The sequence below is a fragment of the Methylobacterium sp. Leaf111 genome (assembly GCF_001423285.1).
Taxonomy (GTDB): Bacteria; Pseudomonadota; Alphaproteobacteria; order Rhizobiales; family Beijerinckiaceae; genus Methylobacterium.
Window position 1 is genome coordinate 144,174 of record NZ_LMNE01000012.1, and the last position, 12,935, is coordinate 157,108.

The window sequence follows — 12,935 nt, forward strand, 5'->3', positions numbered from 1 at the left end:
CGCGCAGGGGTTAAGAGCGCCTGGCCTGGGCTTTTATTTCACCGCGCGCGGCCCGCGTGCCGTCAGGGCCCGCAGCGCGCCCCGCATCGTACGCACATCCTGCTCGGTCATGGCCATGCGATGAAGCATGTCGCGCATGTTGCGGGCGATGATGTCCCGCTTCTCCGGCGGATAGAAGCCGGCGGCCGCCAGGCTGTCCTCCAGCGTCGTGAAGAGCGAGGCCATCGCCTCCCGGGTGGCGGGCGGCGACAGCATCTCGCCGGTGAAGGGCAGCACGGAGAGGCCGGCTGCCCGGCGCCACTCGTAGCTCATGAGCAGCACCCCCTGGGCCAGGTTCAGGGAGGAGAAGCGGGCATCGACCGGGAAGGTCACGATGGCGTCGGCGCGGGAGACCTCGTCGTTGTCGAGGCCGGAGCGCTCCCGTCCGAACAGGATGCCGACCCGCTGGCCGGCGCGGCCCGCGACGTCGCGCATAGCCTCGTCGGGCGCGAAGACCCGCTTCATCTGACCGCGCTCGCGCGCCGTCGTCGCCAGCACGTAGTGCAGGTCGGCGATCGCCTCGCCTAGGGTGTCGTAGACCACCGCGCCGTCGAGGATGTGGGTGGCGCCCGAGGCCGCCTCGCGCACGCCCTTCTTCGGCCAGCCGTTCTTCGGCGCCACCAGGCGGAGCTCCGACAACCCGAAATTCGCCATGGCCCGGGCGGTCATGCCGATGTTCTCGGCCAGTTGCGGCTGGACCAGGATGATTACGGGCTCGGCGGGGGATGGGGCGGGTTCGGCCGCCGCGGCGCCGGTGGTCATAGGGTCGGTCGTTGCGGGATCGGTCGGCATGGGATCGGGCATGTGCGGGTCGGAGCTCATTCGCGCCGTCTTGCACGAGGCGGGCGCGACGGCCAAGCGCCGCCGGCCCGGGGAAGCCCGAGCGGACTCAGATCTTTCCGTCGAGGCCCATCTGGTAGTATTTGTGGATGATCTTGTCCTGGTTCTCCAGGAGCCAGTCGATCGAGGGCTCGTTGGTCATCGCCTTTCGGATCGCCTCGGTCATGCCCCGGCGCTGGATGTCGAACAGCGCCTTGTGGTCGACGGTCTCGGCCTCGATCACGCCGGGGCTCAGCCAGACCGAGCAGATGATGCCGAGGTCGTTGGCCTTCTCCTTCGGGATGTAGCCGGCCCGCACCGCATCGAGCACGCCGTTGGCGATGGCGAACTGCACCGTGCCCATCAGGATTGAGGTGTACTTGCTCTCGGTGACGCTCACCTTCGAGACGCAGAGCGTGACGGGGCGCACCATGATGTCGGTGTTGAGGAGCGCGAAGACGCGGCTGTGGCCGACGACCTGATCGCCCGTGAGGGTGGCGAGGGCGGTGCCCACCGGACCGTCGAGTTCGCCGATGATCACCTCGGGCTCGGACGCCGTGTTCGGCGGTCCGCCGGCGACCAGGGCCTCGCCGGCGCGAAGGATGATGCGTTCACTCATGGGGCTCTCTCAGGACAGCGGAGGACAGGACGGCGGGGGCTGTGCCGCGTGGCGGGCAGATTCCGCGTGTCGGCGTCAATGTCCAGCCCCATGGCCGCATGGGGCCCCGCCGCGCCTTCGGACGCCATCCGCGCCGCCCGGGTCGTACGTGGCCCGCGGCCGATCCACAGGGCATCGGGGATGCGGGCGACCGTCGTGGATCGCAGTAATTCGACCTTAAGGCTCGCCATGCATCGCTGAGCGATACGGGACCTCTTCATCGGCTGTTCGTCAGGACATCAGAGGAACCGCCCCGTCGGAGCGTGATGGCAAGGCCAAGCGACCCGCAACATCAGAATGCGATCGGTTTCGGCACTCCCATGTCCTGCGGCGCCAAGAAAACAGGCTGGGTAAGCCGCTTTCGCCGATCTTCGAGCGGCGCGACGGCAGTCGAGTTCGCCCTGGTCATGCCGCTCTTCATACTGGTGTTCGTCGAAATTCTTCAGGGTGGCCTGTACGTCTTCTGCTACGCGGCCCTGGAAAAGGCGACCGCCGATGCCAGCCGGACGATCATGATCGGCGCGCTGACCGATACGGCCTCCACCGCCAACGGCTTTCGCAGCTCTGTGGTCTGCGCCAACCTGATCGCCGGCCTGTCCTGCAACAACATCGTCACCAATCTGCAGACCACCACCCTGACCGGGTCGGGCGGCGGCTACTCGGTGTTCGTCAGCCCGGACGAGAAGAGCCTCGTGCCGGTGCCGATGAACAACAGTCAGACGGCGTACTGCACCGGCGCCCCCGGCACCTACGGTTACCTCCAGGTCTTCTACGCCGTCCCGGTGTTCAGCCCGGTCTGGATCGCCCTGAAGCTGGGCACGACCTGGAACGGGACCTCGGTCGTGTTCGCCCGGGCGGCAGTGGCGTTCCGGAACGAGCCGTTCACCACCGCCAGCGTCTCGACCGGGTGCTGACGCCGCCATGAGCCGCCAAACCCTCAAGCGCTTCGGACGGGACGGGCGCGGCATCGCCATCATCGAGTTCGCGCTGATCCTGCCGCTGCTGCTCACGCTCTCGGCGGTGACCTTCGATCTTGTCCGCTACGTCATCTACATGCGCAAGCTCGAGCTCGCCGCCAGCACCCTGGCGGATCTCGTGGCGCGCAACGACACGGGCAAGATCACCCAGACCGATATCCTCGCGATCTCCCGATCCCAGCTGGTCATGTTCCCGGAGGCCATGTCCGCCGCCAAGGACGCCAACGTCTCGGTCTGGACCCTGCTGAAATGGTCGCTGTCGGGGGTGCAGTTCACCCCGACCGTCGCCGGTTGCACGTCCAACTGTACCTATACGCCGAAGGTCGTATGGACGTCCGGCCAGAAGCGCTCCTGCACGACACCGCCCGTCGCGGCGCCCAATACGGCTGGACCGAGTCCCACGACGCTGCCCAGCGACACGTTCGGCCCCGGCTTCCTCGTCGTGGCCGACGTGGTCTTCAGCTACAAGCCGCTCATCCTCCAATCCGTCGTCGGCTCGATCGACATCGCGAAGTCCTTCTACTTCGCGCCGCGCTACGTCACGGCCATCACCTTCGATCCGAGCGGCGGGAGCACCTCCGCCAATGCCTGCCCCTGACCCCGAGGCCTGTTCCATGCACGCCGACTCCACGCATCCCGTCTCTCCGCCAGGGCGCCTGCTGCGGCGCCTGCGCGATGAGACGGGCGGCAATGTCCTCATGGTCTTCGCCCTGGCGCTGATCCCGCTGATCGGCCTGACCGGGCTCGGCGTCGATTACGTCCGCGGCATCAACTACCGCACCCATTTCGACCGCGCGGCCGACGCGGCCACGATCACCGCGATCGCGACGGCCCGCGATTACATCTCCACCAACCCGAAGAACGAGGCGGACCCCACCGCCTCGGCCCTGGCGCTCGCCAAGACCCGCGGGCTGGCGGCCTTCCAGGTCAATGCCGGCGCGATGCTCAAGAGCCTGCCGCTGGTCCCGGACCTCACGGTCACCCGCACCGCCGGGGTCATAACGGCTCGGGCGACATACGCCTCGAGCTTCAACTCACCCTTCAGCAAGGTCCTGGGCGATCTGAAGGCGATCCAGGTGTCCGGGAAATCCACGTCCAGCCTGACCTTGAGCAACTACGTGGACTTCTACCTGTTGCTCGACACGTCCGGCTCGATGGGTTTCCCGACCTCCAGCGCGGCGCAGACGCAGTTCGCCAAGCTCAACCCCGACATGAAATCCGGCGGCCCGAACAATTGCGCCTTCGCCTGCCATTTCCCCGGCTGGCAGGGCTTCGCGATCTCCAAGCAGAACAACATCGAGCTTCGGATCGCGACCGTCAGCAACGCCGTCCAGGGTCTTATCGCCAAGGCGAAGACCAACGCGACCCTGGTCAACCAGTACCGGGTCGGGCTCTATCCCTTCGTGAGCAATCTCGAAACCGCGGCCGACGTGACGGCCGATCTGGATTCGCTCAAGACCATCAATCTCGAAAACTACATGGATATCGGCAATTCGTCCGTGCCACGCGGGAGCGGCGGCACGCATTACGAGAACGTCTTCCCGATCATCAACAACAAGATCACCAGCGTCGGGGACGGGCTCAGTGCCAAGCGGGCGCTGCCGTTCGTGTTCGTGATCACGGATGGGATGGACAACAACCAGTATTACTTCAATTCGACCGGCTGGACCGGATCCCAGGCGAGGCTCCTCGATCCCTCGCTGTGCAAGCCCTTGAAGGATCGCGGCATCACCATCTCGATTCTCTACATTCCGTACATCCCGATCTCGCCGGCGAACCACCCGGATCAGGTGGTCACGAACGAGAACCTCCTCGTGAATACCCTGATTCCGGGCGTGCCCGCCACGCTGCAGAATTGCGCCTCGTCGGGCTACTTCCGCACCGCGAACTCGGCGAGCGAGATCCAGGAAGCGCTGAACGCCATGTTCGATCAGGCGACACGGAAGGCGCGCCTCGTCGCCGGTCCCTGACAGGCCAAAAGGTTTGTCATGCGCCGGGAGGGAGCCGCCTGCTTCCGCCCCGGAAGCGCGCGGGCTAAGAGCGGCGCAGGTTCGGCATCCGCCTTGCGTGGCGCCGGACATCCTGGCTCAGGAAGGTGTGCTGCAGATGGACAAGATCAAGGTTGCGAACCCGGTCGTCGAACTCGACGGCGACGAGATGACCCGGATCATCTGGAGCCAGATCAAGGACAAGCTGATCCACCCCTACCTCGATCTGAACCTGGACTATTACGACCTCGGCGTCGAGCACCGCGACGCCACCAACGATCAGGTCACCGTCCAGGCCGCCGAGGCGATCAAGCGCCACGGCGTCGGCGTGAAATGCGCCACCATCACCCCCGATGAGGCCCGGGTGAAGGAGTTCAACCTGAAGGAGATGTGGAAGTCGCCCAACGGCACGATCCGCAACATCCTCGGCGGCGTCATCTTCCGCGAGCCGATCATCTGCAAGAACGTGCCCCGCCTCGTGCCGGGCTGGACCCAGCCCATCGTGGTCGGCCGCCACGCCTACGGCGACCAGTACAAGGCCACCGACTTCAAGGTGCCGGGCAAGGGCCGCCTGACCATCAAGTTCGAGGGCGAGGACGGCACGGTCATCGAGAAGGAAGTCTTCAAGTTCCCGAGCCCCGGCATCGCCCAGGCGATGTACAACCTCGACGACTCGATCCGCGACTTCGCCCGCGCCTCGATGAACTATGGCCTGAACCGCAAGTACCCGGTCTACCTCTCGACCAAGAACACCATCCTGAAGGCCTATGACGGCCGCTTCAAGGACCTGTTCGAGGAGGTCTTCCAGAACGAGTTCAAGGCGAAGTTCGATGCGGCCGGCATCACCTACGAGCACCGCCTGATCGATGACATGGTGGCCTCGGCCCTCAAGTGGTCGGGCGGCTACGTCTGGGCCTGCAAGAACTACGATGGCGACGTGCAGTCCGACACCGTGGCGCAGGGCTTCGGCTCGCTCGGCCTGATGACCTCCGTGCTGCTTACCCCCGATGGCCGGACCGTCGAGGCCGAGGCCGCCCACGGCACGGTGACGCGCCACTACCGCGAGCACCAGAAGGGCAAGGAGACCTCCACCAACTCCATCGCGTCGATCTTCGCTTGGAGCCGTGGCCTCGCCCACCGGGCCAAGCTCGACGACAACGCGGCGCTCGCCACGTTCGCCACGACCCTGGAGACCGTCTGCGTCGACACCGTCGAGGCCGGCTTCATGACCAAGGACCTCGCCCTGCTCGTCGGCCCCGACCAGCGCTGGCTCTCGACCACGGGCTTCCTCGACAAGGTCGACCAGCACCTGAAGGCCGCGATGGCCTGAGCGGGCTTCGGCGGAGCCCGAGGGCCGACGTCGTAGCGCGGACGCATCGTCTGCGATGGACGCTGGATCATACGGTCCAGCGTCCGCGGATTGGTGCGCGCCTCTCTCTGTTGCGGGGCCCTCACCGTTCCCCGCTCTGGGTCGGGGGGCGTCTGCCCGCGCGCGGCATCCGGTGAAAACCCGCGCTCAGCACCCCGTCATCCCGGGGCCGCGCAACGGAGCCCCACATCAGGAAACGTGGGCCCTACAGGACTTCATCCCGTGAGCGGCTTCTGGAATGGCAGGCTGCCGGCGCGCCCCGTCGGGTCCGGGCTCACCTGCGGTACCCCGGACTGACGGCGCGGTGCCATCGGCGATCGCCCCGACCGCACGGGAGGGAGCGTTGAGACCGTCAGCGCTCGAGCCGTCCGTCCAACGCCCGAGCCCGTCGGGTCGGACGGTCGCCACCACCCGGTACGCCTCGACCCAGGTCATCCTCAGGACGCGTGCCGCGCGGCGTCCGCGTTGCGCTTGCGGGTGGCGGCGCCCTTCTTGGCGGAGGCGGAGCGCTCTTCCGCCGTGCGGCTGGCCGAGGCCTTGCCGCCGACCGCGCCGCCGCGATGGGCCGCGGGATGGCGAGTCGCCTTGCCCCGCCCGGAGCCGCCGGGCTTCTTGCCGCCGCCATCGTCCTTGTTGACGGTCGCCCAGGCCCGCGCCTCGGCGTCCTTCTCGGGCACGCCGCGCGCCTCGTAGGACTCGGCGATGTGCTCCGCCTTGCGGATCTGCTTGCCGGTGTACTTCGACTTGTCGCCTTGGTTCATCGCGAATCCACTCCGCTGGAGGACCCGGGCGAGGCGTCAGCCGATCGCGACGGGCCCGTCGAGAACCGCCCGAACGCGGCGGACCAGGTCTGTCCGGCGGTAGGGCTTGTTCAGGAGATCGAACTCCGAACCCCCGGCATCGGTTCGCTCCAGACTTGCCTCGGCGTAGCCCGTGGTGAGCAGGACCTTGAGGTCGGGCCGCCGGCGCTTGGCCTCGCGTCCCAGGGTGATGCCGTTCATGCCGCCCGGCATGATGAGGTCGGTGAAGAGCAGGTCGATGGCGTTCCCGCTCTCCAGCACTTCGAGGGCCTCGCGGCCGTTCTGCGCCATCAGGGTGCTGTAGCCGAAATCCCGCAGGATGGTGCGGGCGAGCTCGGCCACGTCCTCCCGGTCGTCGACGATGAGGATCGTCTCGGTGCCGGACCCCTCCTGGGGGCCGACCGCGGCCGGCGCCGCCTCGAACACCGCGGTCTCGGTGGCCGGAAAGGACAGGCGCACCACGGTCCCCGCCCCCAGGACGGATTCGATGCGGGCGGCGCCGCCCGATTGCTTGGCGAAGCCGTAGACCATCGACAGGCCGAGGCCGGTGCCCTTGCCCTCCTCCTTGGTGGTGAAGAACGGGTCCATGACCCGGGCCAGGACATGGGCCGGGATGCCGCTGCCGGTATCGCTCACGCTGATGGTGACGTAGCGGCCGGGGGCCAGGGGACCGTCGACCTCGCCGGTGATGACGTGGTTTTCGGTCCGCACCGTGAGGCGGCCGCCCTCCGGCATCGCGTCGCGTGCGTTGATGAAGACGTTGAGGAGGGCGACCTCGGCCTGGTTCGGGTCGACGCGGCAGTTCCAGAGGTCGGGGCTGAGGTCGAAGTCGAGGGAGACGGTCTCGCCGAGGGTCCGGCCGGCCATGTCGGCCATGCCCTGGACCAGGGCGTTCAGGTTCACCGAGCGGCCTTCGAGGCGCTGCTTGCGTGCAAAGGCCAGGAGCTGCTGCGTCAGGGTCGTGGCGCGCTCGGCGGCGGTGCGGATGTTGTCGGTGGCCCGGCGCAGGCGGTTGCGGTCGGCGCTCGGATCGTCGAGGCCGGCGCCCACGATGTCGACGTAGCCGACGATCACCTGCAGCAGGTTGTTGAAGTCGTGCGCGATGCCGCCGGTGAGCTGGCCGAGCGCCTCCATCTTCTGGGCCTGGCCCAGGGCCTCCTCGGCGTCGCGCCGGCGCGAAACGTCCAGCTGCGAGGCGAAGAAGTACACCAGCGTTCCGCCCGCGTCGTAGATCGGCGAGACGAAGAGCGCATTCCAGAACGGCGTGCCGTCCTTGCGGTAGTTGACGATCTCGGTGGCGACGTTCTCGCGGGCCGCGATCGCCCGGGCGAGTTCGCGCACCGCCCCCCGATCGGTGTCCGGCCCCTGGAGGAAGCGGCAGTTGCGGTCCAGCACCTCGTCGCGGCGGTAGCCGGTCATCTCCAGGAAGGCGTCGTTGGTGAAGATGATCGGATTGTCGGGCAGGCGCGGGTCGCTCACCACCATCGGCATGCGCGAGGCGGCCACCGAGGCGAAGAAGAAGGCCGCTTCCGGGCTGATCGGGGATCGGATCGGGTCCTGCGCGAGCGCCCCGTTCGGCGGCATCTTGGGCGTGTCGATCATCGTCGCGCTATCACATCGGCGGGGCTTCGCAGGCGAGCCTGGCAGGTCGCCCCTTACACGGGTCAAACTCCCGGCGCCATCATCGTTCCCTGTGCCGGCCCAGGCATCTCACCGTCGGCATGACGATTCAGCGAGGACCGGCCGCGCGTCACGAGACGCGCGGCCGGTCGGAGGGTCAGCGCTGCTCGGTCTCGAAGCGGACGCTGTTGACGTTGGCCCGCTCGAAGGCCTGCATCACGTGCTGGTAGGAACGCTCCCCGTCGCTGGCCTCGACGCCCTCGACCTCCTCGGGCTTCAGGACGAACATCAGCATCGAGCGTCCGGTGACCTCGTAGGTCGCGCCGATCGGCTTGCTCACCACGTCCTGGCTGTCGGGCAGGTTCGTGTCGAGGAGCCGCGTCCAGCCGACGCCGCCCACCGATTCCGGCAGGGTGAACGACACGAGGTCGTGGTAGGCGTTGTAGAGCAGCAGCAGGGTGGCATCGCCGCCGCGCTGGTGGATGCCCGAGGCCTGGGCCCGGCCGTCGAGGAGCACCGCGATGGCGCGGGCATCGCCCTGCGTCCAGTTCTCCGGCGACATCTCCCCGCCGTCGGGACGCAGCCAGGTCACGTCCTTGACGCCGAACTCCTCGTCGTAGGCGCCCGTGAGGAATCGGCCGCGGGTGAGGATCGGGAGCGCCTCGCGCAGCAGGGTCAGGCGCTGCGTGAACTCGGCGAGATCCCGCTCCTCGGGCCCGACGGCCTCCCAGTCGAGCCAGGAGATCTCGTTGTCCTGGCAATAAGCGTTGTTGTTGCCATTCTGGGTGCGGGCGAACTCGTCGCCCGCGAGCAGCATCGGGGTGCCGCGGGAGAGGAACAGCGTCGCCAGCATGTTGCGCATCTGGCGTAGGCGCACGGCGCGGATCTCCGGATCGTCCGTCGGTCCCTCGGCCCCGTAGTTGTTCGACAGGTTGTGCGAGTGTCCGTCGCGGTTGTCCTCGCCGTTCGCCAGGTTGTGCTTCTCGTTGTACGACACGGTGTCGTTCAGCGTGAAGCCGTCATGGGCGGTCAGGAAGTTCACCGAAGCCCAGGGCTTGCGCCCGCGCTTGTTGAACTTGTCGGCCGAGCCGGTCAGCCGGGCGGCGAGATCGGGCAGCATGCCCTCGTCGCCGCGCCAGTAGCCGCGCACGTCGTCGCGGAAGCGGTCGTTCCACTCGGCCCAGCCCGGCGGGAAGCCGCCGACCTGATAGCCGCCCGGGCCGCAATCCCAGGGCTCGGCGATGAGCTTGACGCCGTTCAGCACCGGGTCCTGCCGGCAGGTGTCGAGGAAGCCGCCGCCTTCGTCGAAGCCGTGCGGCTCGCGGCCCAGGATGGTGGCGAGGTCGAAGCGGAAGCCGTCCACCCGCATCTCGGTGGCCCAGTAGCGCAGGGAGTCGGTCACGAGCTGCAGCACCCGCGGGTGCGACAGGTTGAAGGTGTTCCCCGTGCCGGTGTCGTTGATGTAGTAGCGCGGCTCCTTGGGCATGAGCCGGTAGTAGGAGGCGTTGTCGACGCCCTTGTACGACAGCGTCGGACCTTTCTCGTTGCCCTCGGCGGTGTGGTTGTAGACCACGTCCAGGATCACCTCGAGGCCGGCGCCGTGCATGCGCGCCACCATCTCCTTGAACTCGGAGAAGGCGAAGTCCGGCACGGCGGCGTAGCGCCGGGCGGGGGTGAAGAACGAGATGGTGTTGTAGCCCCAGTAGTTCACCAGGTCCTTCTCCTGCAGGTAATCGTCCTGCACGAAGGCGTGGACCGGCAGGAGCTCCACCGAGGTGACGCCGAGGCTCTTGATGTAGTCGAGCACCGCCGGCGTGCCGAGGCCCGCATAGGTGCCGCGCAGCTTCTCCGGCACCGCCGGGTGGAGCTTGGTGAAGCCCTTCACGTGGGTCTCGTAGAAGATGGTCTTCTCCCACGGCACGTGCGGCTTGCGGTCCCGGCCCCAGGTGAAGGCCGGGTCGATGACGCGGGAGCGGCGGGTGAAGGGCGCGGAATCGCGGTCGTCGAAGGTCAGGTCGTCGCCGGTCTCCATCTGGTAGCCGAACAGGGCCGGGTTCCAGGTGATGGAGCCGACGAGCCCCTTGGCGTAGGGGTCGATGAGCAGCTTGTTCGGGTTGAAGCGGTGCCCGGCCGTCGGCTCGTAGGGGCCGTGGACGCGGTAGCCGTAGATGGTGCCCGGGCGCGCGTCGGGCAAGTAGCCGTGCCAGATCTCGTCGGTGTACTCGGGCAGCTCGATCCGCTCGATCTCGTTCACGCCGTCATCGTCGAACAGGCAGAGCTCGACCTTGGTGGCGTGGGCCGAGAACAGGGCGAAGTTCACGCCCAGGCCGTCCCAGTTCGCGCCGAGCGGATAGGGCGAGCCTTCCTTGATACGCGAACGTTTAGCGCGGCCCTGCGGGCTTGAGCGGTCCGCGGGATTCGTCGTGTCGGCCATGTTCGCTCCGGGCGGTATCGGTGGGTGCGTCGAGACAGGGCGCTGCGCGACGCCCCGTCCTGGAAACCTGGACAGGAACGCTCACGCTTCGCCGGAAGGTCCGCCACGGGGCAAATCTTTTTGCATCGCACGGCGCGGTGCCCCGCAGCCGCTTCCACGGCGCGAGCGGTTGCGGCAAGACTACGAACGGCAAGACTACGAACACCAAGACTGCGAACTCGGCGCGGCGGGGGCCGCCCGGGGCAAGGAGACCGGCGCATGACAGATCAGCCCTACGGCCTGCAGGCGATCGCCGATCGCTACCGGGTCAGCCTCGACGCCGTGCGCCACCTCGTCCAGGCGCTCGAAGCGGGCCACGGCCGGATGGCGCAGTTCAACCATCCCGAGCTCGGCGGCTTCGGCCAATGGTCGGGCTCGGGCATGACCATGATCGGCGACATGTTCAACGCCGAGCTCAAGGCCCGGGTGGACGCCCTCTGCACCGCCCTCGCCGCCGCGCTGCCGGCCGGCGCCTGGTCGGAGGTGCCGCGCGGCGCCGGGGCGCCCTGGCCTCCCGAATGGGGGGCACCGGCCACCGCCGGATCGCAGAACGGGATGCGCTACGCCTATTTCCCGGTCCAGCGGCGTCTCGTGGTCGAATCGGAGGGGCGGGCCGCGATCTACGACACCGCCGATCACGCCATCAGCGGCGTCTCGCAGCAGCAGGGCAGCGCGACGAGCCTGCGCTTCTCCGGCCCCGGCGGCCCCGTGGACCTCGCCAGCCTGAAGCGCCTCGACGAGGCCGAGCGCGGCGAGGCCCGCCCCTTCGCCCCCGAACCCTTCGCGCCCGAACCCTTCGAGGCCGGTCATCCGGGCGCCGAGGCGTCGCATCCGGGCAGCGCCGGGCCGGTGGGCGGCAGCGACGTGCTCTCGACGATCGAGCGCCTGTCGGAGATGCGCCGCAAGGGCATCCTCACCGAGGGCGAGTTCACCGCCAAGAAGGCCGAGCTGCTCGCGCGCCTCTGATCGCCCGGCTCCGAACGACGCGGGCCGGATCGCCCGGGGGCCGGCTGCGTTGGCCTGGAACCGGTGCCGCGCGCAGGACGCGGATCGCGGCAGAGATTCCGCAAGGCTGATGGCTCGACCCCGCGACCTCCTCGACGTCACGACGATCTATCACGAGCCCGCCGTGCCGGATTACCCGCGCGGGCGGGAGATCCTGGACCGGTTTCCGGAGGCCGAACGCATCGTCGTCCCCTCGCACTGGAACATCCCGAGCCTGCACGGCAATGCCGGCTCGGTGGAAGATTGGGTGCGGATCAAGCGCTCCACCCTGGTGCTGGGGGTGAAGAAGGGCCTCGCCATGCGGCCGAACGGGCGCAGCGCCCACTTCATCGCCCCCTCGACCTCCAACGGCTGCGCCATGGCCTGCGCCTACTGCTATGTGCCCCGGCGCAAGGGCTTCGCCAATCCGATCTCGCTCTTCGTCAACGTCGAGGCCGTGGCCGCCGCCATCGCGCGCCACGCCGCCCGCCAGGGGCCCCTGCCCGAGCCCGACACGATCGATCCCGACCTCTGGGTCTACGACCTCGGCGAGAACGGCGACCTCTCGGTGGACGCCATGGTGAGCGAGACGGTGCGGGATCTCGTGGCGCTCTTCCGGGACATCCCCAACGCCAAGGCGTCCTTCGCCACCAAGGCGGTGAACCGCGATCTCCTGGCCTACGACCCCCAGGGCAAGACCCGGATCCGCTTCTCGCTCATGCCCGAGCGCATCGCCCGCATCGTCGACGTGCGGACGGCACCGATCCCCGAGCGCATCGCCGCCATCGACGACTTCGTCGCCGCCGGTTACGAGGTCCACGTCAACTTCTCGCCGGTCATCCTCTACGAGGGCTGGGAGGCCGACTGGGCGGCCCTGTTCGCCGCCATCGACGGCGCGATCGGGCCGGCGGCCAGGGCGCAGCTCAAGGCGGAGATCATCCTGCTGACCCACAACGCCGACCTGCACGCGGTCAATCTCGGCTGGCACCCCAAGGCCGAGGACCTGCTCTGGCGGCCGGACATCCAGGAGGCGAAGGTCTCCGAGGGCGGCGGCGCCAACCTGCGCTACCGCACCGGCTGGAAGGGTCAGTGGCTCGCCCGCTTCAAGGCCCTGCTCGCCGAGCGCATGCCCTACTGTACGGTGCGGTACGCGTTCTGAAGGGGCCGGCGGCCCGGCCACCGTCCGCCGCCCCCGCTGGCGTGCCGCA

The 12,935-nt window shown here is 68.3% G+C and carries 11 protein-coding genes; 6 read left to right on the forward strand and 5 right to left on the reverse strand.

The window, feature by feature from the left end; all coding sequences use genetic code 11:
* Positions 1-33: 33 nt before the first annotated feature.
* A complete protein-coding gene (locus ASF41_RS09775; RefSeq protein WP_056492789.1) occupies positions 34-801 on the reverse strand; it encodes an RNA methyltransferase in 768 nt (255 codons plus the stop codon).
* A gap of 127 nt (positions 802-928) precedes the next feature.
* Positions 929-1,477 carry a formaldehyde-activating enzyme gene (locus ASF41_RS09780; protein WP_055952093.1) on the reverse strand — a complete coding sequence of 183 codons (549 nt, stop codon included), beginning with the start codon at positions 1,475-1,477 and terminating at the stop codon, positions 929-931.
* Positions 1,478-1,836: 359 nt separating this feature from the next.
* On the opposite strand from ASF41_RS09780, the gene ASF41_RS09785 reads away from it, so the two are divergent.
* From ASF41_RS09785 to ASF41_RS09800, 4 genes are all read left to right on the forward strand, one after another.
* Positions 1,837-2,430, forward strand: coding sequence for a TadE/TadG family type IV pilus assembly protein (locus tag ASF41_RS09785; protein ID WP_274534761.1), 594 nt, complete (start codon positions 1,837-1,839; stop codon positions 2,428-2,430).
* Between the two features lie 7 nt (positions 2,431-2,437).
* Positions 2,438-3,091 (forward strand): TadE/TadG family type IV pilus assembly protein, encoded by a 654-nt coding sequence (locus ASF41_RS09790; protein ID WP_056492792.1) that lies wholly within the window; start codon positions 2,438-2,440, stop codon positions 3,089-3,091.
* 16 nt (positions 3,092-3,107) lie between these two features.
* Complete coding sequence (locus ASF41_RS09795; protein ID WP_056274702.1) at positions 3,108-4,463, forward strand: TadE/TadG family type IV pilus assembly protein; 1,356 nt, start codon at positions 3,108-3,110, stop codon at positions 4,461-4,463.
* A 136-nt stretch (positions 4,464-4,599) separates the two neighbouring features.
* Entirely contained in the window at positions 4,600-5,811 is a 1,212-nt protein-coding gene (locus tag ASF41_RS09800) for an NADP-dependent isocitrate dehydrogenase (protein ID WP_056274708.1), read from the forward strand.
* Positions 5,812-6,287: 476 nt separating this feature from the next.
* On the opposite strand, the gene ASF41_RS09805 is transcribed toward ASF41_RS09800, so the two are convergent.
* From ASF41_RS09805 to glgX, 3 genes are all read right to left on the reverse strand, one after another.
* Positions 6,288-6,611, reverse strand: a complete 324-nt coding sequence (locus tag ASF41_RS09805; RefSeq protein WP_056492795.1) for a hypothetical protein — start codon at positions 6,609-6,611, stop codon at positions 6,288-6,290.
* A gap of 36 nt (positions 6,612-6,647) precedes the next feature.
* Positions 6,648-8,252 carry a hybrid sensor histidine kinase/response regulator gene (locus ASF41_RS09810; RefSeq protein ID WP_056492798.1) on the reverse strand — a complete coding sequence of 535 codons (1,605 nt, stop codon included), beginning with the start codon at positions 8,250-8,252 and terminating at the stop codon, positions 6,648-6,650.
* 175 nt (positions 8,253-8,427) lie between these two features.
* Positions 8,428-10,704 (reverse strand): glycogen debranching protein GlgX, encoded by a 2,277-nt coding sequence (gene glgX, locus ASF41_RS09815; protein ID WP_056222562.1) that lies wholly within the window; start codon positions 10,702-10,704, stop codon positions 8,428-8,430.
* A 258-nt stretch (positions 10,705-10,962) separates the two neighbouring features.
* Between glgX and ASF41_RS09820 the strand changes: the two genes are divergently transcribed.
* Both ASF41_RS09820 and ASF41_RS09825 read left to right on the forward strand, forming a co-directional pair.
* Entirely contained in the window at positions 10,963-11,709 is a 747-nt protein-coding gene (locus ASF41_RS09820) for an SHOCT domain-containing protein (RefSeq protein ID WP_056492801.1), read from the forward strand.
* Between the two features lie 109 nt (positions 11,710-11,818).
* On the forward strand, positions 11,819-12,886 hold the full coding sequence (locus tag ASF41_RS09825) for a spore photoproduct lyase family protein (protein ID WP_056492804.1): 1,068 nt from the start codon (positions 11,819-11,821) through the stop codon (positions 12,884-12,886).
* Positions 12,887-12,935: the final 49 nt, after the last annotated feature.